This is a genomic window from Micromonospora sp. NBC_00858 (assembly GCF_045207365.1).
GTDB lineage: Bacteria > Actinomycetota > Actinomycetes > Mycobacteriales > Micromonosporaceae > Micromonospora.
The window spans coordinates 2,942,949-2,967,668 of sequence record NZ_CP108828.1 but is presented as its reverse complement, the minus strand read 5'-3'; the positions used below and the strand labels follow the sequence as shown (position 1 = coordinate 2,967,668).

General features: G+C 72.9%; 19 protein-coding genes. 5 read left to right on the top strand and 14 right to left on the bottom strand.

Annotation, left to right across the window (positions count from 1 at the left end):
- Positions 1 to 118 precede the first annotated feature (118 nt).
- Entirely contained in the window at positions 119 to 1,726 is a 1,608-nt protein-coding gene (locus OG990_RS13945; protein ID WP_406080816.1) for an amidohydrolase, read from the top strand.
- A 39-nt stretch (positions 1,727 to 1,765) separates the two neighbouring features.
- Here OG990_RS13945 and OG990_RS13940 read toward each other — a convergent pair whose 3' ends face one another.
- Positions 1,766 to 2,389, bottom strand: a complete 624-nt coding sequence (locus OG990_RS13940; protein WP_386992203.1) for a TetR/AcrR family transcriptional regulator — start codon at positions 2,387 to 2,389, stop codon at positions 1,766 to 1,768.
- 76 nt (positions 2,390 to 2,465) lie between these two features.
- Between OG990_RS13940 and OG990_RS13935 the strand changes: the two genes are divergently transcribed.
- Positions 2,466 to 2,873, top strand: coding sequence for a RidA family protein (locus tag OG990_RS13935; RefSeq protein ID WP_406080813.1), 408 nt, complete (start codon positions 2,466 to 2,468; stop codon positions 2,871 to 2,873).
- 53 nt (positions 2,874 to 2,926) lie between these two features.
- On the opposite strand, the gene OG990_RS13930 is transcribed toward OG990_RS13935, so the two are convergent.
- On the bottom strand, positions 2,927 to 3,700 hold the full coding sequence (locus OG990_RS13930; RefSeq protein ID WP_406080812.1) for an AAA family ATPase: 774 nt from the start codon (positions 3,698 to 3,700) through the stop codon (positions 2,927 to 2,929).
- 222 nt (positions 3,701 to 3,922) lie between these two features.
- Between OG990_RS13930 and OG990_RS13925 the strand changes: the two genes are divergently transcribed.
- On the top strand, positions 3,923 to 5,002 hold the full coding sequence (locus tag OG990_RS13925) for a glycoside hydrolase family 19 protein (RefSeq protein ID WP_406080810.1): 1,080 nt from the start codon (positions 3,923 to 3,925) through the stop codon (positions 5,000 to 5,002).
- Between the two features lie 158 nt (positions 5,003 to 5,160).
- Positions 5,161 to 6,807, top strand: coding sequence for a glycoside hydrolase family 10 protein (locus OG990_RS13920; RefSeq protein WP_406080808.1), 1,647 nt, complete (start codon positions 5,161 to 5,163; stop codon positions 6,805 to 6,807).
- A 15-nt stretch (positions 6,808 to 6,822) separates the two neighbouring features.
- Here the strand turns inward: OG990_RS13920 and OG990_RS13915 are convergent, their stop codons facing one another.
- Entirely contained in the window at positions 6,823 to 7,881 is a 1,059-nt protein-coding gene (locus OG990_RS13915; RefSeq protein ID WP_406080807.1) for a zinc-dependent alcohol dehydrogenase family protein, read from the bottom strand.
- A gap of 161 nt (positions 7,882 to 8,042) precedes the next feature.
- On the opposite strand from OG990_RS13915, the gene OG990_RS13910 reads away from it, so the two are divergent.
- The gene (locus OG990_RS13910) at positions 8,043 to 11,222 is read left to right on the top strand and encodes a BTAD domain-containing putative transcriptional regulator (RefSeq protein WP_406080806.1); all 3,180 of its coding nucleotides are present in this window, start codon (positions 8,043 to 8,045) and stop codon (positions 11,220 to 11,222) included.
- Position 11,223: 1 nt separating this feature from the next.
- Here OG990_RS13910 and OG990_RS13905 read toward each other — a convergent pair whose 3' ends face one another.
- The 11 genes from OG990_RS13905 to OG990_RS13855 all read right to left on the bottom strand — a co-directional run bounded on the left by OG990_RS13905 (position 11,224) and on the right by OG990_RS13855 (position 24,720).
- Positions 11,224 to 12,051 (bottom strand): ABC transporter permease, encoded by an 828-nt coding sequence (locus OG990_RS13905; RefSeq protein WP_328417576.1) that lies wholly within the window; start codon positions 12,049 to 12,051, stop codon positions 11,224 to 11,226.
- A complete protein-coding gene (locus tag OG990_RS13900; RefSeq protein WP_355602775.1) occupies positions 12,048 to 13,028 on the bottom strand; it encodes an ATP-binding cassette domain-containing protein in 981 nt (326 codons plus the stop codon). The genes OG990_RS13905 and OG990_RS13900 overlap by 4 nt, the downstream gene beginning before the upstream one ends.
- 96 nt (positions 13,029 to 13,124) lie before the next feature.
- A complete protein-coding gene (locus tag OG990_RS13895) occupies positions 13,125 to 13,769 on the bottom strand; it encodes a response regulator transcription factor (RefSeq protein ID WP_328417572.1) in 645 nt (214 codons plus the stop codon).
- Positions 13,769 to 14,986, bottom strand: a complete 1,218-nt coding sequence (locus tag OG990_RS13890; RefSeq protein WP_406080805.1) for a sensor histidine kinase — start codon at positions 14,984 to 14,986, stop codon at positions 13,769 to 13,771. Before OG990_RS13890 ends, OG990_RS13895 begins: the two co-directional genes overlap by 1 nt.
- A gap of 110 nt (positions 14,987 to 15,096) precedes the next feature.
- Positions 15,097 to 17,637, bottom strand: coding sequence for an ABC transporter permease (locus tag OG990_RS13885; protein ID WP_406080804.1), 2,541 nt, complete (start codon positions 17,635 to 17,637; stop codon positions 15,097 to 15,099).
- On the bottom strand, positions 17,634 to 18,386 hold the full coding sequence (locus tag OG990_RS13880) for an ABC transporter ATP-binding protein (protein WP_355602769.1): 753 nt from the start codon (positions 18,384 to 18,386) through the stop codon (positions 17,634 to 17,636). The genes OG990_RS13885 and OG990_RS13880 overlap by 4 nt, the downstream gene beginning before the upstream one ends.
- An 85-nt stretch (positions 18,387 to 18,471) precedes the next feature.
- Positions 18,472 to 19,197 (bottom strand): cellulose binding domain-containing protein, encoded by a 726-nt coding sequence (locus OG990_RS13875; RefSeq protein WP_328417564.1) that lies wholly within the window; start codon positions 19,195 to 19,197, stop codon positions 18,472 to 18,474.
- A gap of 72 nt (positions 19,198 to 19,269) precedes the next feature.
- Positions 19,270 to 19,650 (bottom strand): DUF742 domain-containing protein, encoded by a 381-nt coding sequence (locus OG990_RS13870; protein ID WP_328417562.1) that lies wholly within the window; start codon positions 19,648 to 19,650, stop codon positions 19,270 to 19,272.
- Positions 19,628 to 20,077 carry a roadblock/LC7 domain-containing protein gene (locus tag OG990_RS13865; protein WP_406080802.1) on the bottom strand — a complete coding sequence of 150 codons (450 nt, stop codon included), beginning with the start codon at positions 20,075 to 20,077 and terminating at the stop codon, positions 19,628 to 19,630. Before OG990_RS13865 ends, OG990_RS13870 begins: the two co-directional genes overlap by 23 nt.
- A 22-nt stretch (positions 20,078 to 20,099) precedes the next feature.
- The gene (locus OG990_RS13860; protein WP_406080801.1) at positions 20,100 to 22,100 is read right to left on the bottom strand and encodes a nitrate- and nitrite sensing domain-containing protein; all 2,001 of its coding nucleotides are present in this window, start codon (positions 22,098 to 22,100) and stop codon (positions 20,100 to 20,102) included.
- A gap of 43 nt (positions 22,101 to 22,143) precedes the next feature.
- Positions 22,144 to 24,720: a LuxR C-terminal-related transcriptional regulator gene (locus OG990_RS13855; protein ID WP_406080800.1), complete on the bottom strand. Its 2,577-nt coding sequence runs from the start codon at positions 24,718 to 24,720 to the stop codon at positions 22,144 to 22,146.

The following is a 24,720-nucleotide window of genomic DNA, read 5'->3' as shown; positions in this document are numbered from 1 at the left end:
TGTACAGGGCCGGGCCGGCGTCGACGCTCCCCGCATCACGCCGTCCAGGCACCACTGTGCCGCGGTCGGCGGCTGTCTAGCATGGTTGACCCCGCCCGACCGTCGAAGCAGGCACCCCATGACCAGTACGGTTTTCGAGAACGCCCTGATCCGCACGCTCGACCCCACCCGTCCGCGCGCCGAGGCCATGCTCGTGCGCGGCGAGCGCATCGTCGCCGTCGGGGACCTCGACGAGTGCCGGGACCGGGCCGGCGGCGGGGCGCGCCGGGTCGACCTCGGCGGGATGACCGTGCTGCCCGGGCTGATCGACAGCCACCTGCACTCGGCGCTCTACGTGCGCGGCCTGGAACAGGTGGACCTGCGCGGTACGACCAGCCTCGACGAGGCGTTGGCGCGCATCGGCCGGCACGCCGAAACCCTGCCGCCCGACGCCTGGCTCTTCGGTGGACGCTGGGACAGCCACAAGTGGGACCGGCCGGTGCAGCCGACCCGGGCGGACCTGGACCGGGTCTGCCCTGACCGGCCCGCCGTGCTGCCCAGCATCGACGGGCACACCACCTGGGTCAACAGTGCCGCCCTCCGGCGGCTCGGCATCGACGCCGGCACCCCCGACCCGGTCGGCGGGCAGATCGCCCGCGACGAACGCGGCGAGCCGACCGGGATCCTGCGGGAGGCGGCGGGGGACGCCGCGTACGACATGTTGCGCTCCTCGCACGCCGGTGACCTGGTCGCGCAGTTGCGCACCCACCTGCCCCGGCTGCTCTCTGTCGGCCTTACCAGCATCCACGACCTCGACGGGCAGGACTGCCGGGCCGCCTACGAGACCCTGTACGCCGGGGGTGACCTGCCGCTGCGGGTACACAAGACGATTCCGTCGACCGCACTGGACGAGGCCATCGACCAGGGCTGGGCGACCGGCGACGGTAACCGCTGGCTCAGCACCGGCCCGGTCAAGATCTTCACCGACGGCGCGCTCGGATCGCACACCTGCCTGATGACCGAGCCGTACGACGGCGAGCCGGGCAACCACGGCATCGCGGTCACCCCTGCGGAGGAGTTCGAGCGGCTGGTGGCGAAGGCGGCCGCTGCCGGCATGGCCGTCGCGGCGCACGCCATCGGCGACGCGGCGAACCAGATGGTGCTGCGGGCGTACGCCCGCTGGCAGGAGTCAGCGCGCACCAACCCCACCGTCGCCGGAGCGGTACGGCGGCTGCGGCATCGGATCGAACACACACAGCACCTGCGGCCGGCGGACGTGCCGCTGCTGGCCCGGCTGGGTGTGACCGCCTCGATGCAGCCCACCCACTGCACCAGCGACATCCCGCTGACCAGCAGGATGCTCGCCGGGCGGGATCTGGCCTCGTACGCCTGGCGCAGCCTGTTGGACGCCGGCGCGACGGTGGCGTTCGGCTCGGACGCCCCGGTGGAGGACCCGGATCCGTTCTTCGGCATCCACGCCGCGGTCACCCGGCAGCAGCCCGACGGCACCCCACCCGGCGGCGTGGACCCGCACGAGCGGGTGGATCTCGACGCGGCACTGCGCTGCTTCACGGAGGCCGGCGCGTACGCCTCCTACGAGGAGCACCTGAAGGGGCGGCTGACTCCCGGGATGCTCGCGGACTTCATCGCGCTGCCCACCGACCCGTACCGCGTGGAGCCGGCTGACCTGCGCGACCTGAGGGTGGCGCTCACCGTGGTCGGTGGGATCGTGCGCTGGCAGGGCTGACCGCCGGCGCGGGCCAACGGACGAGGCGTTTGACGGGGGCTATCCGGCGGGCAGGTGCAACTGCTTCCAGCCCTTCTCGACGGAGGAACGGCATTTGCCGGGGTCGTCTCCGGTGTTGATGAACAGCGCGGTCAAGAGGGCGACGCCGTTGGCGAGCGTTTGGGACGACAGTGGACCGTTGGCGACCAGGGAGGCCAGCCCGTGGGCGATGGTCCAGGTCTGGGTCGCCACCTCCAGCGGATCGGTGCCGGCGCGGAAGCGGCCGACCTGCCTGGACCGTCCGACGGCTTGCACCATGTACTCCAGGGTCGCGTCTGCGGACTTGAGGTCCTCAAGGTCGAAGTTCGCGTCGAACATGACCCGGTACAGGTCGGGGTGGTCCAGGGCGTTGCCGAGGTAGGCGACGGTCAGGGCCGTCAGGTCCTGAACCGGATCCTCGGAGGTGGGTACCGTGGCGAACCTCGCTGCCAGGCGGGTGAAGCCCTCCTGTCGCAGGGCTTTCCATACGCCCTCCATGCCGCCGAAGTAGGTGTAGACGGCCATCGTTGACATGCCCGTCCCGGCCACCAGTGAGCGGAGGGTGACGGGCTCTCGCGTGCGGAGCATCGTTGCCGCACGTTCGACGAGCAAGGTGCGGACGGCCGGATCCTTTGTTCTCACCATCACACCAGGATACATAACATTGCCATGCTATGTTTTGATCTGAGCGAGCCCGTTGGCTCCACGACGAGGAGGACGCATGGCCATCACTCTGGTGAACCCCGAAGGACTTCCGAAGGTCGACACCCACCGGCAGGTGGCAGTCGCCACCGGCTCGAAGCTGGTCTTCCTCGCCGGCCAGGTCGCCGTGGACGCCGACGGCGGCACGGTCGGCGTGGGCGACCTCGCCGCTCAGGTCGAGCAGTGCTACCTGAACGTCGGCACCGCGCTGGCTGAGGTCGGCGCCTCCTTCGATGACATCGCGAAGCTGACCGTATACATCGTCGATTTCACTCCAGACAAGATGTCTCTGCTGGTGGAGGGGATTGCCCGGGCAGCCGCGAAGCTGGGTATCACTCCGGTCCCGCCGATCACCGGGCTGGGCGTCAGCGCGCTCGCTGGCCCTGACCTCCTGGTCGAGGTCGATGCCACCGCGGTCCTGGACTGAACTGCCCGCCCGCCGGTCGACCCATTTCCCAGGTGATGGATGTCTGGTTCAGGTCAGCCGTCGTCGCTGAAGAGGTGATGCAGATAGCGCTGCGGGTTGGCCAGGAATGATCGGGTCAGCAGCACCGGCTGGGCGTCGTCGTAGTCGACATGGCTGATGACGCCGCTGGGTGCGATTTGCAGGATCCGGGCGTGCGGGACGGCCAGCAGGATGGGGGAGTGGGTGGCGATGACGAACTGTGAGCCGGCCCGAGTGAGATCGTGGATGCGGGTGAGTAGCGCCAGGCAGCCGTGCACGGACAGGGCGGCTTCCGGTTCGTCGAGCAGGTAGAGGCCTCGGGGCTTGAACCGGTGCGTGGCCAGGTCGAGAAATGACTCGCCGTGGGATCGCTCGTGCAGGCTGGCGCCGCCGTAGCCGGCGGCGACGCCGAGCCGGTCGATCTCGGTGGCCACGTTGTAGAAGGACTCGGCGCGCAGGAAGAACCCGGTGCGGGGCTTTCTGATCCCGCGGACCAGTTGCAGGTGCTCACCAAGAGCGGACTCGGTGTCGCGGGTGCTGAACCGGAAGTTGGTTGATCCGCCCTCGGGGTTGAACCCCGCCGCTACCGCGATCGCCTCGATCAGCGTCGACTTGCCGGTGCCGTTGTCTCCGGCCAGGAACGTCACCGCTGGATCCAGCTCCAGCCGACCGGCCGCCCGTAGCCCGGCAACGACGGGCAACGTGAACGGGTAGTCCGACACGTTCGCGTCGCCCTCAGCCAGCTCCACCCACCGCAGAAACCCGCCGCCGTCTCGAGGCGATGCCGACTCCTCGTCCCGGCGTGTCATCACCCGACCCCTTGCACCGCTGCCCTGGTTACCGCTTCGACGGTAGCTGCCCAGGACGCTGGACGTCCGACCGGCCGGCTCTGCAGTAGGCACGCGGCATTCGCGGCACGGACCTTCGACCCTCGGCTAATAGTAAAGATTCCGAACAGAAGATATTACAGTCACTCCTGTCTATGTGAGGCCGAGTCGTCGGCCGGTCATATCCCAGGAAGGAGTGATCACATGTCGAGACTGCGCGCCCTGGTCGCGCTGGCGGCACTGGCTGTCGCCAGCGGACTGATGGCAATCATCCCGTCGACGGCCGCATCCGCCGCGGCCTGTGCAGCATCGTGGCAGTCCTCGGCCGTCTACACGGGAGGCGCCCAGGTCTCCCACAACGGCCGCAACTACCAGGCCAAGTGGTGGACCCAGAGCGAGGCGCCCCCGGGCACCACCGGCGTCTGGGAGGATCTCGGCGCCTGCGGCGGCGGCACCACCCCGCCGCCCTCGGGAAGCTGCAACCACCCGAACTGGGTCGCCGGCACCTGGTACACCACCGGGGCCATCGTGCGGTTCACCAACGGCCTGTACTACATCGCCGAGCACGACAATCCCGGCTACGACCCCACCATCAGCACCTGGTACTGGGAGCCCTACACCTGCAGCGGCCAACCGCCCACCACCCCGCCCCCCACCAACCCCGGCGGCTTCGTGGTCACCGAGGCCCAGTTCAACCAGATGTTCCCGGGCCGCAACTCCTTCTACACGTACTCCGGCCTTGTCGCCGCACTCAACGCCTACTCGGCGTTCACCAGGACCGGCAGTGCCACCGTCCAGCGCCAGGAAGCCGCAGCCTTCCTGGCGAACGCGCACCACGAGACCGGCGGGCTCGTCCACATCGTGGAGCAGAACACCGCGAACTACCCGCACTACTGCGACGCCGGCCAGCCCTACGGCTGCCCCGCCGGGCAGGCCGCCTACTACGGGCGCGGGCCGATCCAGCTGAGCTGGAACTTCAACTACAACGCCGCCGGGAACGCCCTCGGGCTGCCCCTGCTGACCAACCCCTGGCTGGTGCAGAACGATGCCGCGGTGGCCTGGAAGACCGCCATCTGGTACTGGATGACCCAGAACGGGCCGGGCAGCATGACCGCTCACAACGCGATGGTCACCGGCGCCGGGTTCGGCGAGACCATCCGCAGCATCAACGGCTCGATCGAGTGCAACGGCGGGAACCCCGCCCAGGTGCAGAGTCGCGTCACCAAGTACCAGCAGTTCGTTGCCATCCTCGGTGTGCCTGCCGGAGCCAACCTCTACTGCTGACCTGCGGCCGGGCCTCGACACCCCAGCATTCCTGGGCGTCGAGGCCCGGCAAGCGGGTGGGCTGAAGCGGCCACCGCATGAGCGGCCCGACTTAGCTGAGCGTTAAGTAACGGCCCATCGTGTTTCATCCGCCGGGCAACCCTGGGCAGACTGGGGCAATGCCCGCCGCCGCTCCGCCCGCCGCCCCCGTTCGCCGTCTTCGTGCCCGAGCGCTCGTCGCAGTGGTCGTCGCGTTCGTCATGGCGATCGTGGTCGGCGCCTGGTCGTTGCGGGACCGGGTTGCGGGCGAAGGCGGCGCACCGCAGCGGGGCGACTCGGCCGCCGGCGCGGCGGGCGGCATCCCCACCTGTGCGGGCCGGCCGGCCCAGGCGCCCCGCGAACTGCGTGGCATGTGGATCACGACGGTGAACAACATCGATTGGCCGAGTCGGCGGGGGTTGCCAGCCGAGACGGTGCGGGCGGAGTTCCGCGGGTGGCTGGACCTGGCCGTGCGACGCAACCACAACGCGGTCTTCGTGCACGTACGCCCAAGCGGGGACGCACTCTGGCCGTCCAACTACGCGCCCTGGTCGGAGTGGCTGACCGGACGACGCGACGGCCGCGACCCGGGCTGGGACCCGATGGAGTTCATGGTCGCCGAGGCGCACGCCCGCAACCTGGAGTTTCACGCCTGGTTCAACCCGTACCGGGGCGGGCAGCCGGCCACGGTCGGCGGGCCCGGCCCCAAACTGGACCAGCTCGCGCCGACACACCCGCTGCGGCGGCACCGCGACTGGGTGGTCACCTATCCCAGCGCCGACCGACCCGGCAGCCGCCTCTACTTCAACCCGGGAATTCCCGAAGCGCGCACCTTCGTGGAGGACGCGATGCTGGAGGCCGTCCAGCGGTACGACGTCGACGGGGTGCACTTCGACGACTTCTTCTACCCGTACCCGGAGGCCGGGCAGGACTTCCCGGACGGCGCGGCGTTCACCCGGTACGGCAAGGGTTTCGCGGACAAACACGCCTGGCGGCGGGACAACGTGAACACGCTGGTCCGGGAGATGAGCGAGCGGATCAAGGCGATCAAGCCGTGGGTGAAGTTCGGGATCAGCCCGTTCGGCATCTGGCGCAACGCGCGCACCGACCCGGCCGGCTCAGCCACCGCCGGTCTGCAGAGCTACGACGACATCTACGCCGACACCCGGCTGTGGGTACGAAAGCAGTGGCTGGACTACGTCGTACCGCAGCTCTACTGGCACATCGGGTTCGACAAGGCCGACTACGCCAAGCTCCTGCCATGGTGGGCGGCCACGGTGAAGGGCACCCGGGTGCAGCTCTACATCGGGCAGGCCGACTACCGGGTGGGCGAGCGTGGCGCCTGGCGCGACCCGGCCGAGCTGGACCGCCAGCTCACGCTCAACCGCCGGCACGGGGTGAGCGGAAGCGTGCACTTCAGCGCCCGGCAGGTGCGGGCCGACAAACTCGGGGCGGTCAGCCGGTACAGCGCGGCGCACTACGCCGGCCCGGCGCTGGTACCCGTGATGGCGCAGCTACCGGCGGCGCCGCCGGCCGCGCCCACGGTCACCGGCGTGCGGCGTGCGGACACCGGCGGGGTGGCGCTGACCTGGCGGGGGGACGGCGCCGCGAGCTTCGCCGTCTACCGGGTGGACGGCGACACCGCCCAGCTCGTCGGCACCGCCCGAGGTACGGGCTGGGTCGACCGCACCGCCCCAGCCGACGGCCCGCTCTCCTACTGCGTGTCCGCGCTGGATCGCAGCGGGAACGAGGGCGCACTCAGCGCTGCCACGTCCGCATCGCCGTGACGTCGGACATCCCCTTCATTGGGGGTGGATGAGGCACATTCCCCCGTGACCGGGCTGGTCCATGGTGGCCAACGCGTGGGGCACCTCGTCGAGGCCGATGGTGCGGGTGATCAGCTCGGCTGGGCGCAGCACGCCGGCGGTGACCAGCCCGAGTAGCTCCGGGTAGGCGTGCGCCGCCATCCCGTGGCTGCCGCGCAGCTCCAGCTCGAACGCGATCACGAGCTCCATCGGCACGGCCGGGCGGCCCTGGGCGGTGGGAAGAAGTCCGACCTGAACGTGCCGTCCCCGCCGCCGCAGGCACTCCACCGAGGCTATGCAGGTGGCGTGACTGCCCAGTGCGTCGAGCGACAGGTGCGCCCCGCCGCCGGTCGCCTCCCGAACGGCGGCGGCCACCGCGCCCGGGCCGGTGAGGGTGCTGCCGTCCAGGCAGACCGTGGCACCGAAGCTCCTGGCCAGCTCGAGCGCGGCGGGGGCGATGTCGATCGCCACCACCCGCGCGCCGCAGGCCGCGGCGATCATCACTGCGGAGAGTCCCACGCCGCCGCAGCCGTGCACCGCCACCCACTCGCCGGCGCCGACCCGCCCCTGACTGACCACCGCGCGGAACGCCGTGGCGAACCGGCAGCCGAGCGCCGCCGCGGCCGGGTAGTCCAGCTCGTCGGGGAGCCGGACCAGGTTGACGTCGGCATTGTGCAGCGCGACGTACTCGGCGAACGACCCCCAGTGGGTGAAGCCGGGCTGCGTCTGGCGTTCACAGACCTGCTGGTCGCCCGCCAGGCAGGCCGCGCACTGCCCACACGCGCAGACGAAGGGTGCGGTGACCCGGTCGCCGGGCCGCCAGCCGCGTACGCCGGTGCCGACCGCCGTGACGACGCCCGCGAACTCGTGACCGGGGACGTGTGGCGGTCGGATGTCGGAATCGTGCCCCTGCCAACCGTGCCAGTCGCTGCGGCACAACCCGGTCGCCTCGACACGGATGACGGCGCCCCCGGGCGGCGGCACCGGGTCCGGGACCTCACGGACCTCGGGTCGGACACCGAACTCGTCGAAGATCACGGCACGCACGAGCTGCATCCTCACACGCCCACGGATCGGCGGGCGGCCCACCCCGCGCCTTCAGCAGCCGCTCGGGCTCCGGGTATGCGTCCCGCGACCTGAACCCCGATCCCCGGGGCAAGCGATGACCACAAGCGGGTGGCCGGCGACCCGGACCACCGGTGGGGGATGCTGGGTCCGTGCAGATCACGATCCTCGGCCCGCTCGCCGTCGACGGCCGGCCGGTCCGGGGCGAGCGGCTTGCGACGGTGCTCCGCGCGCTCGTCGACGCGCGCGGGCGGGCAGTCTCCACCGCGCTGCTCGTGGACGCCGTGTGGGACGGCGCGCCCCCCGACGACGCGCCCGGTGCCGTGCAGGCGCTCGTGTCCCGGGTACGCCGCCTCGGGCTGCCCGTGGTCGCGGTGCCGGCGGGATACCGCCTGCCCGCCGAGCAGGTCACCGTTGACGCGGTCGAGGCGCGGGCGCTCGTCGAGCGGGCGCGTGCCGTACTCGGGACCGGTGATGTCCTTGCCGCCCGCAGCTCAGCCGACCAGGCCCGTGCCCTGTTCCCCGAGGTCCCGGAGCTCGTCACCGCCGCGGACGCGCGCCTGTTCGCGGACGTCGCCGCGCTGCGCGCGGAGGCGGCACTCGCCGGTGTGGGGCCGTACGACGAGGCTGACCTGCGCAGGCTTGTCGCGCGTACACCGCCGGACGAGCCGTCGGTTGCCCTGCTCGTCCGGGTCCTCGCCGCCCAGGGCCGGGACGCGGAGGCTCTGGAGGTGGTCGAGCGGCTGCGCGCCGAACTGGCCGACCGGTACGGCACCGACCCGTCCCCCGTGATCGCACAGGTCCACCTGGCGCTACTGCGTGGCGAGCTCACCACCCCGGCCGTCGTGGCACCGCCCCGGCAGCCGGCGCGGATCGCCCTGCCCGCCGCATGGCGCCGCCCGGTAACCGCTCTCGTCGGCCGGGAGCAGGACGTCAAAGCGGTGCGTGCGGCACTCACTGAGGCGGCTCTGGTGACGATCGTGGCGACCGGCGGTGCGGGAAAGACCCGGCTCGCCGCCGAGGTGGCGCGGCGCGCGGCGGCGGCCGGGCAGTCGGTACGGGTGGTCGAACTCGCCGGACTGCGCTCGCCAGACGAGGTGCTGCCCACGGTGCTCGCGGCGCTTGGAGGCGCGGACACCTCGGCGACCGGCGGCAACCTGGGCCTCGAACGGAGGGTGCTCAGCCCCGAGGAGCGCCTGCGCGCCGTGGCACCGGACGTCGATGGGCTCGTCGTACTGGACAACTGCGAGCACGTTCTCGACGCGGCGGCCACCGTCGTGGCCGACCTGCTGGCGGTGACCTCGCCGGAGGTCGCGGTCCTCGCGACCAGCCGGGCTCCGTTGGGCCTGGCCGGCGAGACGGTCCACCGACTGACCGTGTTGCCGGACTCCGACGCGCTCGGGCTCATCGAGTCCCGGGCGAGAGCCGGCGGTGCGGTGCTGACCTGGGACGCCGAGCGGGCGCTCGCGCTGTGCCACCGGCTCGACAACCTGCCACTGGCGCTCGAACTGGCCGCCGCACGACTGCGCCACATGCCGATCGACGATGTGCTCGCGGGGCTGACCGACCGGTTCGCGCTGCTCGACGACGCGCTGCGCGGCCTGCCGGAACGGCACGCGAGCCTGTGGGCGATGGTCGACTGGAGCCGGGAACTGCTCACCCCCGACGACCAGGCGCTGCTCCAGCGGCTCGCGGTCATCCCCGCGCCGTTCACCGCGGACCTCGCCGCCGCGGTCGCGCAGACCCCGGACGTACGACGCGGCCTGGCGACGCTCGTCGAACAGTCCCTGCTGACCCTGATCGAGGGAGAGGGCCTGCCCCGCTACCGGATGCTCGAAACCGTCCGCGAGTACGGTGAAGCCCGCCTCGACGCGGCCGGCAACCGGGCCTGCGCCATGACCGGCCTGGTCGGTTGGGCTCGGGAGCTGGCCGTCGCCCTCGCCGGCCGGTTCGTCGGCCCCGGACAGGTCGAGGCGCTCGACCACTGCGCCGCCGAGCAGGACAACCTGATCGCGGGCCTCCGCTGGGCGCTCGGGCACGACGACGAGCCGGCCGCGATCGACGTCGCCACCGCTCTGCTCCACCTCTGGACAGTGCGCGGCCTGCACCTCGAGGTCGTCGGTTGGGCACGCGGCCTGTTGCACGTCGAGGACCCGGAGCGACGGCGACGCTCGGCGACCCTGCGCGGCCGGGCCACCGGCCGGCCACTGCCCGACGCCGACCGGCTCGCCTGGACGTGCCTCGTGATCGGGGTGAACGCCGGCATCAGCGGTGAGCTGCGGCTCGCTGTGCTGGCCCGGCGGGCCCTTCGGACACTCCTGGCCGAGCGGCCCGCCGAGGTGTCGCCCCGGCTGACCGCGCTCGCGTCGGCGTTGCCTGGCTTCGACGAGTCCGATCCGGAAGAGAGCCTGAAGAGCGCGGCCGAGATGATCGCGCACCCGGACCCGTACGTGCAGGCGCTCGGCCTGTTCGCCCGCGCGGCGGTACGGGAGAACGGCGGCATGCCGCTGGCGTCGATCGTCGACGCCGAGCAGGCGTACCGCCGATTCGAGGTTGTCGGTGACCACTGGGGCATGGCGATGGCGGCGGGAGCCGTCGGGCAGTTCCTGATGCCAGGCGGGGAGGCCCGGTCGGCCGAGTGGCTGGCGCGCAGCGTTTGGCACATGGAACTGGTCGGCGCCACGCAGGACGCGCGGTCGATCCGGGTGCGGCTGGACGTGCAGCTCGCCCTGGCCGGCGATCCGGAGGCGGAGCGGCGGGTGGGCGAGACGGCGACATCGGGCCAGGCCGAGCAGATGGACATCGCGCAGGCGCGTCTCGGCCTGGCGCACCTCGCCTGGCAGCGCGCCCGGTACGACGAGGCACTCGCCCACGCCGACGGGGTGACCCGCACTCTCGCCGCGTGGGCCGGGCCGCCGCCGCAGCCGCGTGCCATGCTCCGGGTCGCGGTGGCGGTCCTGTACGTGCGGGTGGCCGAGGTACGGCGGTCGTCGGCGGATGACGCCGTCTCCCAGGCCGCCACGTTGCTGGCTCTCGCCGCCGCCGACGCGCTGTCCTCGCGGGACCTGCCGGTGATTGGGGCGTGGGCGCTGGGCGGCGCCGAACTCGCCGCGTACCGGGGCGATGTCGGCGCCGCCCGCGAACTGTCCGCGCTCGGTACGCGGATCGGCACCCACGTCGAGACGTTCTTCCCGCCCGGGCACGGCGAACGGCTCATCGCCGCCCTCGGAGACGAGGAGCAGCGTGAGCCGTTGCTGGCCGCGTGGCGCGTGCGGCCGGTCGCCGCCGCCGTCGCCCGGATCCGCGAGCTGATGGACGACCTGCTCGCCTAGGTCAGATCTTCTTGCGGTACGCGCGCAGCGCCAGCGGCATGAACACCGCCACGAAGCCGGCGCACCAGGCGAGCGTCCACCACACGTGCGAGCCGACCGGCGTGCCGAGGAACAGTCCGCGCACCGCTGCCACCAGGTGGGTCATCGGGTTGACGTCCACGAAGGCCTGCATCCAACCGGGCAGGGTGTCGGCGCTGACGAACACGTTCGACGCGAAGCTCAGCGGCATGATCAACGCGAACATCAGGCCCTGCACCGCTCCCGGGGTACGCACCTTCATGCCCACGAAGACCGGCAGCCAGCTCAGGCAGAGCGCGAACAGCACCGCGAGCAGGCAGCCGGCGATCGCACGCAGCGGGTCGGAGTCGATCCGGAAACCGAGCAGGTAGCCGATCGCGAGGGTCGAGATCGTGACGATCACGTACCGGACGACGTCGCCCAGGACCGCGCCGAGCAGTGGCGCGGAGCGCGGGATCGGCAGCGACCGGAACCGGTCGAAGATGCCCTTGGCGATGTCGGTGTTGAGGTTGACGCCGATCGCTATGGCGCCGGTGGCGATGGTCTGCGCCAGGATGCCGGGCAGCAGGAACTGCAGGTAGTCGTGGGTGGAGCCGGCGACCGCGCCGCCGAAGATGTAGACGAAGATGATCAGGAACAGCACCGGTTGCAGCGTGACGTCGATGAGCGCCTCGGGCGTACGCCAGGTCTTGATGAGGCTGCGCTTGGCGAGCGCCAGTGAGTGCCGGACCAGCCGGAACGGTCGTGGGTTCGGGGCGGCCGTCGAGAGCACAGGGCTCGTCGTGGGGTCTGTGCGGACGAGGGTGCTCATGCGGCGACCTCCTTGAGGCTGGTGGTGTCGTCCTCGGATGCGGTCCGCCCGGTGAGGGTGAAGAACACCTCGTCGAGGCTCGGCAGGTGCAGGGAGAGTTCGGTGACCGCGATGCCGGCGGCGGCGAACCGGGCGACGCTCTCGGTCAGGGCTGCGTCGTCGGCGACCGGCACCGCGAGCACACCCTTGCGGATCTCGTCGGCCTGCGCCCCGGAGCCGACTTCGGACAGGATCGCCGCGATCCGGGACAGGTGCGCGGGGTCGGACGGCCGGACCTCGAGTGTCTGCCCCCCGACCACCCGCTTGAGCCCTTCGGGCGTGTCGTGCGCGATCACCCGGCCGTGGTCGATCACCGTGATCGAGTCCGCCAGCGCGTCGGCCTCCTCCAGGTACTGCGTGGTGAGCAGGACGGTCGAGCCGTTCGTGACCAGCGACCGGACCACGTCCCACATGTCCTCGCGTTTGGCCGGGTCGAGCCCGGTCGTCGGCTCGTCCAGGAAGATCACGTCCGGCGAGCCGACGAGACTGGCGGCCAGGTCCAGCCGCCGCCGCATACCGCCGGAGTAGGTCTTGGCCTGCCGGTCGGCGGCGGCGGTCAGATCGAACCATTCGAGCAGCTCGGCGGCCCGCCGCCGCGATCCGGTGCGCCCCAGCTCCAGCAGGGTGCCGAACAGCTCCAGGTTCTGCCGCCCGGTCAGGTCCTCGTCGACCGAGGCGTACTGGCCGGTGAGGCCGATGCTCTGCCGGACCCGCTCGGCGTCGCGTACGACATCGAAGCCGCCGATCCGGGCGGTGCCACCGTCCGGGGTCAGGAGCGTGGAGAGGATGCGTACGGCGGTGGTCTTGCCGGCGCCGTTGGGGCCGAGCACCCCGAGCACCGTCCCTCGGGGCACGGCGAGGTCCACGCCTTGGAGCGCCCTCGTCTTCCCGAAGTTCTTCACGAGGCCCTCGGCCTCGATCACCAGGTCAGCTGTCATGCCGTAGAGCGTGCGCGGGGCACCTGACACCGCCCCGACACGGCACCGACACGCGACCGACAAGGCGGCCGGCCGGGCCGAGCCGCGTACGGCTCGCTAGTGGTTGAGGTAGGCGAGGACCGCACGAACACGCCGGTTGGCGTCCTCGGCCGGCGGTAGGTCGAGCTTGGCGAAGATGTTGGTGATGTGCTTCTCCACCGACACCGGCGCCAGGACGAGCGCGGCGCAGATGGCCGCGTTGGACAGGCCCTGGGCCATGAGGCCGAGCACCTCTCGTTCCCGTGCGGTGAGCCCGTCGACTCCGTGGTTGCGGCTGTTGCGGGTGAACAGTTGGCGGACCACCTCCGGGTCCAGGGCGGTGCCACCGTGGGCGACCCGCTCCACCGCGTCGAGGAAGTCGTCGAGAGCGGTTACGCGGTCCTTGAGAAGGTAACCGACACCGCCCCGGCCGTCGGCGAGCAGTTCCACGGCGTAGGCCCGTTCGACGTACTGGGAGACGATGAGTACCTTGGTGTCCGGATCCGTGGCACGCAGCGTCAGAGCGGCGCGGAGCCCTTCGTCGCGGAAGCCGGGTGGCAGTCGAACGTCGACGATCGACAGGTCGGGTCGGTGCTCGGTGACGGCCGCCAGCAGGGCGGGTGCGGTGTCGACGGCGGCGACGACGGTGTGGCCGGTGTCGGTCAGCAGTCGAACCATGCCGTCCCGGAGCAGCAGCAGGTCCTCGGCGATCACGATGCGCATCAGTGGGGTAGCTCCGCGGACAGGACGGTGGGACCGCCGGGTGGACTGGTGATGGTGAGCCGGCCGTCGAGTGCCTCGACGCGGCGGCGTAGACCGTCGAGCCCGGAGCCGGACGGGTCGGCACCGCCCTGTCCGTCGTCGGTGAGCGTGACGGTGACCGTGCCGGCGGTTCGGGCGAGGGTGACGACGCAGGTCCGGGCGTCGGCGTGTTTGCCCGCGTTGGCGAGACCCTCGGCGATGACGAAGTAGGCCGCCGACTCGACCGCCGGCGGGTAACGGTCGTCCGGGTCGCCCCGAATCTCGACGCTGAGCGGGCTGTCGCCGGCCAGGGCGGCGACAGCGGCGTGCAGCCCCCGGTCGGTGAGGATCGGCGGATGGATGCCGCGTACCAGCCGGCGCAGCTCGGTGAGGGCGTCGTCGAGCTGCCGGCGGGCGAGGTCCACGTCGGATGCGGCGGCCGCACCGGCCCGCAGCTTGCGGGCAGCCAGTGCCAGCGTCATGCCGGCGGCCACGATCCGGGCCTGGGCGCCGTCGTGCAGGTCCCGCTCGATCCGACGGAGCTCCGCCGCCTGGGCGTCGACGACCCGACGGCGGGTCTGCGCGAGGCGGGCAGCTTCCTCGACCAGGTGCCGGTGCGCGCCGGGCGCCAGGAGGACCCGGGCCGTACGGGCCTGGAGCAGCCCGGCGGTCCGCAGGAACCACGCGGTGACCGGCAACAGCAGCACGCCGAGGACGGTCAGGCCGAACCGGCCCGGCACCGTCGTCATGAGCGGACGCATCGGGAACGGTGCGTGCGGGTTCGGCACCGCCCACGCCCACGCCGGCGCCACGACGGCGGCGAGATCGACGACGGTGATCACGATGGCGGCGATCCCGCCTGCCATGCCCAGCGGAAACAGCGCGACCAGCCAGGCCAGGTCCCGCCAGGTGGCCGGTTGCACGGCGACCGCGCTGACCCGCTGCCGCATGGTTGCGCCCTCGATCGGCAGGTACGGCGCGGCGATCGCGGTGCCGAGCACCCAACCGGCCCGGTGCCGCTCCAGGTCGGCGAGGCGCCGGGTCACCCAGGCGGCGCCGAGGAACGCCGGGCCGCCGAGCTGCGTGATCGCCAGCAGACCGACGCCGAGGGTGGACGCCACGGCCCAGGCGAGGCCGACGACACCAGCGACGAGGCTGCTGAACAGGTACGCCAGCGCCGACATCGTTGTGCGGATCATCGCGGCGATCGTACCGGCGGCGCGCCGGCACCGGACCGCGGCCGCCGGCCGGACCCGGCCCCCGACGATCCGGAGGACGGGTCCGAGCGGCGATCCGGCCGTGCGCACGGTCAGCGTCCGTCGCTCGGGGCCGGCAGGCTGCGCCGCCGCAGCAGGACCCGGGCCGGTACGGCACCCGCGACCAGCCCCAGTGCCGCGACACCGCCGAGCATCCCCGCGTACGTGCCGGCGTCGACGAACACCCGCAACGTGCCGTCCTGCGCGGTACTGAACGCGCCGACCACGATCGCGGTGACCAGGATGCCCAGCACCAGCCCAACGGTGACCGTGATCGTCGCCTCACGCCCGACGAGCCGGTGGAGCTGCCCGGTCGTCGCCCCGGCCAGCCGCAGGCCGGCGAACTCGCGGCGACGCGCGGCGGTGGCGATGGCGAAGGTGTTGACGACCGCGATCGCCGTGAAGCCGAGGGAGATCACCACCATGAGCTCCCAGGCGCCCTGCTGGTTCTGCGCGTCACCGGCGGGTGCCGCACCGAGCGTGGGGGTCAGCCGCAGGCCGGGCCACGAGGCGGCAATCTGGTCCGGTACGTCGCCGCGGTAACGCAGCCCGACCGTACTGACCAGTCCGCGCGGGTCGTGCGCCGCCACCAGGTCCGCGGGTAGCGCCAGGTCGCCGAAGCCACGCGCTCGGGCGTACACCCCGGCGAGGCGCAGTTGGACCTGGTGGCCGTCGGCGAGCCAGATCTGCACGTCGTCGCCCACCCGCCAGCCGTACTGGCCGGTCACGTATTCGCTGGCGGCGAACGTGCCCGTGCCCGGCAGCGTCCCGGCGCGAAGATCGAGGTCGAGCACCGCCTCGGTGCCGGCGACCAGCAGACCCTGCGTCGCGTAGTCCTCGGGCTTGCCGCCCTGCTCGACGATGGCCCGCGTCGGCAACGTCGCCGCCGCACCGGTCACCCCGTCGAGAGCGGTGAGCCTCTCGACGACTTCGAGCGGAAGTCCGCCCTGTGCGGTCACCTGAGCCGTCGCGGCCGCGGTCCGTTCCGCCTGTTCCTGCGCCGTCAACTCGTCCAGCAGGGCGCTGTTGAGCAGCATGGTGGCGTTGATCGCGAACATGAGCACGAGCGGGACGGCGACCGCCGCGACCCGTCGCGGCTCGGCCCGGGTGACCAGGCCGGCCAGCCAACCGGTCGGGCCGCCGGCGCCGACGAGGCGGGACACCGGCGCCGTTAGCACCCGGACCAGCACCGGGCCGAGGGCCGCGACCGTGCACAGCAACAGGGCGGACGACACGAAGCTCATGCCCATCCCGAGCGGCCCGTCGAGCGGAACGAAGATGAGCAGGGCGATCGCGCCGGCGGTGGTCACCACCGCGACGGCGGTCCGCAGGACGAGGCCGCCGGTCGGTGCGTTCGCGGTCTCGGCGAGTGCCTGCGTCGGGGCGATCCGCACCGCTCGGCGGCCGGCGATCCGGGCACCGACGAAGGTCACCAGCATCCCGGCCACCGCGGCGGCGAGGAGCACGATCACGTTGGTCTGTACGACGAACTGGGCCGGCACCGCGCCCAGCTCCCGGAACCGGGCGGCCACCACGTGGGCGAACACCACACCCAGCGGCGCGCCCGGCAGCGCGGCGACTCCGGCGAGCAGGAGGCTTTCCACGCCGAGGAGGCGGCGCAGCTGACCGGGGGTCGCGCCGGCGGTGCGCAGGAGGGCCAGCTCGCGCAGGCGCTGGCGTACGCCGAGGGTGACCGTGCCCGTGAGGACGAAGACGGCCGAGAACGCCGTGATGCCGATGACGAAGCCGAAGATCGAGATGGGACCGATGTAGTCCGGCAGGGCGCCGGGCAGGTCGGCCCGGACCCGGTCGGCGCCAGTGAGCACGGGCGCCTTTCCGGCGACCCCTTCGACGGCGTCGCGGAGCGCGACCGGATCGGTGCCGGGTCTGGCCAGGACGGCCACCGCGGTCGGGCCGGGCAGCCCCGACACCGACGCCACCTCGCTGTCGGCGAAGAACAGCGCGCCCTGGGCGGGCAGCCCGTCCCGCCCGGCCGGTGCGGCGACACCGGACACGAGCATGGTGCGGACCCCGGTCTTGGTGGTGACGACGAGACGTCCGCCCACCGTGGTGCCCGACCGGTTGGCGAGGTCGGCGTCGATGACGACCTGGCCCGGGCCGGGTGCCTCACCGGTGCGCAGCGAGTACGGGGTCAGCGGTGCGGAGGCCCACCCGTGTCCGATCACGGGAGCATCGTCGGCACCGCGCAGTGGACGTCCGTCCGGCGTACCTGTCTGGACCGGAAAGGCGACGTCCGCGACGGCGGCCGCGACGCCCGGAAGGTTGCCCAGCCGGCCCGCGAGGTCCGCTGGCAGCGAGGCGGCGCCGGTGAGCCGCTCGGACTTGACCTTGCGCTTGACCTTGACCTTGTCCTTCTTCTGCTTGGTGGTGACCATCTCGAGGGTGACGTCGCGGTCGCCCGAGACGACGATCGGCGCGGCCGCGAACCGGTTGGCCGGCGGCTTCGCGGTGAGCACGGAGGCGAGCAGCAGACCGCCGCCAGCGAGCAGGGCAACGGCCAGCAGCGCGGCGAAGAACGTGCCGGCGTACGCGCCGCGGTGCTGGCGCAGGGTGCCGAGAGCGAGCCGGATCATCGGACAGTCACCGCCATCATCTGCGCCGCGACCTTCTCGGCGGTCGGGTCGGCGAGTTCCGTGACGATCCGCCCGTCTGCGAGGAACACCGCGCGGTCGGCCCACGCCGCCGCGGCCGGGTCGTGCGTCACCATGATGATCGTCGTGCCGATGCCGTCCACCGCTTCGCGCAGCAGCCCGAGCACCTCGCGGCCGGTCGACAGGTCCAGCGCCCCGGTCGGTTCGTCGGCGAAGATGACCTCCGGACGGCTGGCCAGGGCGCGGGCGAGCGCGACCCGCTGCCGCTGGCCGCCGGACAGTTGGCCGGGCCGGTCGTTCTCCCGTCCGGTGAGCCCGACGCGGCGCATCACCTCCCGCGCCCAGTCCCGGTCCGGTCGTACCCCGGCCAGCCGCTGCGGCAGCAGGACGTTGTGCCAGACCGACAACGCGTCCATCAGGTTGTACGACTGGAAGACGAACCCGACCCGCCGCCGCCGTGCCTGGGTGAGCTGCGGCTCACGCAGCCCGCCGATGTCCTGACCGGCGAGGAGCACCCGTCCGCTGTCCGGCCGATCCAGGCCCGCCGCGCAGTGCAGAAGCGTCGATTTGCCCGAGCCCGACGGACCCATCACCGCGCAGAACGAACCGGCCTCGAAGGCGACCGACACGCCATCCAACGCCCGGACACCGCCCCCGCCGGCATAGGTCTTCGTCACGTCGAGCACCTCGACGACCGGCCCGCGAGCGGGGGTCACATCGCTGTTTCGCATAGCGGAAAGCCTGGTCGAGGTCGCGTTTCCGGAACATACGGCGACCCATGATCTCGGTGGTGGGGAAACCCCTACCGTCGGCTGCTCAGTCCGGCAGACCGGTGCACGCGACCCCGTCGATGGTGCACGCCGTGGGGGCGGAGCCGACCGTCGAGCCGTTGACCCGGAACGTCACCTGCACCGAAGCGCTGCCGGCCACCTGTCCGGCGCTGCCGTCCGGTACGAACGTCCACACCGCTCCGTTCTGGCTGGCCCGAGCGCCCTCGACCGACGTGACCCGCAGCGAATCCCTGGGCAGGGTGACGACCAACGTCCACCGCGTCACCGGCACCGGTCCGGGATTGCTGATCGTCACGGCGGCGCCGTAGCTGAGCAGGGCGTTCTCCGCGATGGCAAAGTCGCCGCGCAGGGCGGCCGGCGTGGGTGCGGCCGCCGAGGCGGTCGGTGCGGGGGCGCTGGTCGACGGTTCGGTGGTGGACGGGGCTGGCGGGGGAGTGGACCTCGTCGGGCTGGTGGCCGCCGGTCTCGCCTGCGCCCGGGGCGTACCGACCTGCGGCGTGCCCACCTGCTCGGCGGACGGCGGCGGGGCGAGGGTCACCGGTGCCAGCCGCTCCGGCGTGCGCAGCACCCCGATGATGGAGACCGCAGTCGCGACCAGCACCCCGAGCGCCGCGATCAGGGCCACCCAGGTGGCCCGCGAGCCGTCGCCGCGACCGGGGAGCGCCCGCCGTACGGCCGCGGCGATGGCCACGATCCGGTCCAGCAGAATGATCGCCGCGGTACGCCGTGGCTGGGGCGGAGTTGCCGGCACTACCTGTCTCCCCTTCAGTTCGTCCCAGACGGGCGCCCGCGACCCTTCCAGTCGCCGTGGCGTTCGCTCGGCCTACAGCGCGCGAAGCCCGACGAGTATCGCCTCAAGCAGGTCCTCGGACGGCAGCTCCGACAGCGACGGCGGTTGGTGCGTCTCGATCAGCCCGGCCGCCAGCAGGTCGCTGAGCAGTACCCGGACGGTGCCCAGGGGCAGATCCAGCTCGGCGCCGACCTCAGCCACCGACAGTGGATGGTGACACAGCTCGACGATCCGCGCCTGTTCGGGGAAGAGCGGTGCGTCAGGCGTGGCCGCCCGCCGGGCGACGACCAGTGAGATCAGATCGAACTGCCCGCGCTCGGGTGCGGTGCGCCCGCCGGTCATCGTGTAGGGGCGGGCCACCGGGCCGGCGTCGTCGTCGTACCACGCCTCGTCAGCCGTGCCGGTGGTGTACACCAGTGTCCCCGCTCGTCGCCGAGGAGGCCGGTACCAGGCGGACCGGCAGGTGCCTTTCGGCCTGCCCCACGAAGAGCGCCACCTCGTACGCCATGTCGCCGACCTCGGCGTCGTCACCGGCGATCCGAACGGTGAGGATGGTCCCGTTCCGGATGGTGGCGATGAACAGGAACGACCGCGACATCTGCACCACGATCTGACGCAGCCCGCCCGCCTCGCACATCCGGGTGGCGGCCTGCCCCAACGCCAGCAGGCCGGCGACCACACCGGAGATCTGTTCGGCCAGCTTCGCCTCGACATGCCGGGAACCGCCGAGCGGCAGCCCGTCCGGAGAGAGCACCACGGCGAACTCCGCGCCGGGTACCCGGTCGACCAGGCGGTCCAGGGCGCCGGTCAGGCTGTCGCTGGTGGCCACTGCATGCGTCATCGATGTCTCCTTGTTGCTCTTGCTACCGGCAGTTCGACGGTCTCGGGGCCGGCGCCGCCGGTTTCGCGGCCGGTCGGCCCGGGTTGGCGGATCGCATCGGCAGCTCGCCGTGGCCGCTCGGGTCGGCCGCGTCGGCTCCGCCCCGGGCCGGCGGGTACGCGGGGCCGGGGGGCGACGTGGCCGTTCCGTCGCCGGTGCCGGCCCGGCCACCACCGGCACCGGTCACCGTGACCAACCCGGCCGGGAGCAGCACGATCGCCGCCGTCCCGCCGCGCTGGCTGGGACGCAGCGAGATCCGGGCGCCACAGCGGGCGGCGAGCAGGGCGGCGGTGTACAACCCCGCCGGCCTAACGGGCGGGCCGTTCGGTGGCGGGTTGCCGAGCAGGTGGTTCGCCTCGGACAGCGCGGTCGCGTCGAGGCCATGCCCGTCGTCGACGACCACGACCGCGCAGCCCTGCGGCCGGTGCTCACCGGCGATCCGGACGGTGGTGTCCGTCGACGAGAAGGCGAGGGCGTTCTCGATCAGCTCGGCCAGCAGGTGGATGACGTCCGTGACGGCGGGACCCGCGAGCGACCACGGCCAGTGCGGCGCGATCAGGATCCGGTGGTACTCCGGCACCTCGGCGACCGCGCCGCGCGCGATGTCGAGCAGTGGCACCGGGCGCCGCCATCGGCGGGCCGGGGTCGCACCGGCGAGGGCGATCAGCTTCTCCACGTTGCGCCGGACCCGCGTGGTGAGGTGGTCGAGCTGGAACAGCTCGTCGGCCTCCTCGGCGGCCCGCTCCCGCCGCTGCATGCCGTCCAGCAGGTTGAGCTGGTCGCGCAGCAGGACCTGGTTGCGTCGGGTCACCCGCAGGAACAGGTCCTGGGTGCGCTCCGCCGCCGAGGCATCCCGGGCCGGGACCGGGGAGTGGACCTCCGCCGCGACGTCGGGGCGGGTCAGCGCGGTGCCGCCCGGCTCCGCCAGGTCACCCGGTGGCTGCCGCCGATCGCGGTCGGTGCCCGACCGGGCCAGCCCTTCGGTCAACCGGCGGACCGTGCCGGCCCAGCTCAACAGGACCGCGATCACCGCGATGAGTCCGAGCCCCACCACCGCGCCGGTACGCGCCACGACCACGGCCGCACCCGGCGTGGCCCGCTCGACACTGCTCCGCGCGGTGGTCGTCACCAACTCGTGCAGCGCGCCGAGGGCGTCGTCCGCAGCGGCCCGCCAATCCGCCATGGTGATCCCGCTCAGGGCGTTGGCGCTGCCTGCCCGCAGCAGCATGTCCTCCAGGGCGAGCAGGCCGGCGAATCGGGGGCCTGCCGTGAACCCCTGGTGCTCGCCCCGACCGTCGACGGGCAGCCCGGCGGTCGCCTCGGCGCGTGCGTACCGCTGGTTGCTGATCAGTTCGGCCAGACGACGCCGCTGGTCGGCGTCGACCGGGTCACCGGTCAGGGCGGCGCTGACCAGGGTGTCCTCCCGGGCGAGCAGTTCGCGGGCGCGGGCCAGCGCGATCACCGCACGGGTGTCGGCGGCCAGCTCGCTCTCGTACGCGCCCCACTCGGGGCCGTACACGTCGAATGCGACATCGACGAGCTGGTCGTACCCGTCGACCGCCTCGGCCGGGTCGAGTTGCTCGGCGTCCACCTGGGACCGGATGGTGCCCAGTCCGTTCAGCCGCCGGACCAGCTCGTCGGCCCGGTCGCGGACCGCGCCGGCGGTGAGCAGCCGGAGGTCGGTGCCCTCGGTGAACGCGCGGACCTCGGCCGCGGCCCGGTCGGTCCCCTCGCGTGCCCCGCCCAGCGCGGTCGCCGGCAGCCCGGCTCCAGCCCTCGTCTCGGCGGTGAGCCGGCGTTCGGCCTGCAGGCTCAGGATCAGCCGGTCGATCGGCTGGCCCAGAGTGTCCGCCAGGGCCCGCACCCGGAGCAGGTCGGCGGCGTCCTGGCTGGTCAGGTAGGCCGCGTACGACCAGAGCGTGAGCAGCACGACCGCCAGCGCGACGAGCCTCATCCGGATCGGCCGGTCCTCGGGCCGCGTCACGTTCCGCTCCGCTCGGCCCACCGGCATCCGGCGCACGACGGCCTCATCGGGCCGACCGTTGCGGCCACGGCTGCCCGGCCGCGTTGCTGGCACGGTCGGCGACGACGGTGCGCAGCAGAGCCAGCAGCTCCGTGCGGTTGGCGCAGTTCAGTCGGTTGCGCATCCGGGCCACGTGGTGCTCCACGGTCTTGGCCGAGATGAAGAGTCGGTCGCCGATCTCCCGATAGGTCAGCCCGGCCAGCACCAACTCGGCCACCTCGTACTCGCGGTCGCTGAGCCCCTGCTGGGTGGGGCCGGCGATGGCGTCGGCGACCTGGGCGGTGCTCTCGCCGGCCGCGGGTCGCTGCCCGCCGTTGCCGCCGGCCGGCCGGCCCTGCAGAACCCGGGCGCATTCCAGCAGGGTGGTCATCGCCCGCCGGTCCGAGGTCCGGATCGCTGCCTGCCCGGCGAGGCGGGCGCCGTCCCAGCACAGTCCGGTGTCGTGCAGCCCTCGGGCGGCGGCCTCCACCCGGACCGGGTCGACCACGCCCCGGAGCACCTCCACCCAGCTCTCGGCGGCCGCGGCGACCACGGCGGCGTACCGGCTGTGGCCCGCCGCGGCGAGGAGGGCGGTGACGTGTTCGTCGGCGACCGCCGGCTCGTCGGTCAGGATCGCGGCGTGCAGCCCACTCCAGTGCAGCGGGATGCTCCACAGTGCCGGCCCGCCGAGTCGGCCCAGCAGCGACCGGCCCTCCCGCAGGTACGGCTCCAGTCGGGCCAGGTCACCCAGCCGGGCGCCCGCGATGGCGAGCTCGCCCAGCGGCAGCAGCGTGAACAGGTCGACGGGGTGCCGGACCACCGCCTCCAGCGCCTGCCCCCAGCCACGCGTGAGCGCCCCGAGGTCGCTGTTGCGCCGGCCGATGCCCATCCGGAGCGCGGCGGCGAAGAGCAGGTCGCGTGACTCCAACGGGCGCCCGTCGACCGTCACCGCGGCGAGGCGTTCGGCTGCGGCGTGCGTCTGGCCCCGGACCATCAGGATCCAGGCCTGCAACAGCCGGTGACGGCGGGCCATCAGCGGGCCGCCGACACCGGCCACCAGGGCCCGGTGCAGCACCCGCTCGGCGATCTCCAGCTCGCCGCAGTGCACCGCGGTCAGGGCGGCCAGCGCGGCCGGGCTGTCCGGCAGGAGTGCCGCCCGCCCGGCCGGCTCCAGCAGCGCGGCGGCCTGCACGAGCGCGGAGAGCGCGGCTGTCGGCGGGCCGGTGACGCTCTCCCGTACCCCGTCGGCCATCAGCCGGGCGGCGCTGGCGTGCAGCGTGGGCGGTTCGCCGGCCGGGCCGTCCGCCGCCGGTTCGGCGACGGCGGTCAGGTCACCGGAGGCGAGCCCGCCGACGGTGGCGAATGCCACCGACGACGCGGTGCCCGACCACCGGTACAGCTCCACGCTGCGACCGACGTGACCGCGGTGCGCCAGGGCGGTCGCGGACACCATGGCGGCCTCCGTGCGGTCGGCCGGAGCGGTCGCGCTCAGCAGCCGGTCGGCCAGCCGCAGGGCGTCGTCGAGGTTGCCGGCTAGCGCGGCGGCGAGCGCCTGCCGCGCGTTCGCCGGTCGCCCGGCCGCCGTGGCGCCGGCGAACAGTTCGGCGGCGAAGGCTGGCTCGTCGGCCAGCGCCTCCTCCGCGGCGGCTGCCAGCGTCGAGGCCGGGCAGTCGCCGAGCACGCCGGCCGCGAGCAGGGAGCGGACCAGCGGCAGCACCGCGCCGCCCCGCGCGAGCTGCAATTCGGTGAGCCGCCGCCAGACCGCGGCGCGATCGTTGGCCGGGCTGAGCGCGGTGACGGATCGCCGGACGATCGGCGCGAGCCGGCCGTCGGCGCCGAGCAGCCCGGCTCCCCTGGTCATGGCGATCAGTTCGTCGACCGCCTCCGGCTCCTGACCGAGGAGCGCGCCGAGCATGCTCACCGGCAGCGGCACGCCCGCCGCGACGGCGAGCATCAGTCGGCGGACGTCGGAGGGCAGCACCTCCAGGTCCGGTCCGAACTCAAGGACGACGGACCGGGGTGGCTCGACCGTGGTGCCCGCCGGGCACTCCGGCCCGCGCAGTCCGCGGGCCAGCCGCTCGACGTCACGGGGCACGCCGCCGGTCTGCGTGTGTACGAAGTCGACCAGGTCGCTCCGCCTGCTCAGCTCCGGCGCGGCGGCGAGGTAGGCGGCGGTCTGCTCCCCGGTGAACGGGGTGAGCAGCACCGCCTGCCCGTCCCGGCGCAGGGCGTCGGCCAACTCCATGAGGGCCGCCGACCGGGGCCACGGGCGGTGGGCGACCACGAGGCGGTGGCGACGGGTGGACACCAGGCCCAGCAGCGCCCCGAGCCGGGCGTCGTCGAGCAGGTGCGCGTCGTCGACCAGCAGCAGCGCGTCGGGGTCGACCTGTTCGCCCGGCTCCGGAGCGCCCGTGCGCACGGCGATCCCGGCCCGCCGGTGGAGCCGCGCCAGCTCCGCGAGCAGTGCGGTCTTGCCGTGGCCGCCCGGCCCGGCCAGACCAACGGTGAGCGGGCCGGTCGGGTCCTCCGAGACCATGTCCAGCAGGGCCTTCGGACCCTTGCCCAGGACCAGCCTGGATTCGGCGACGTCATTCATGATCAT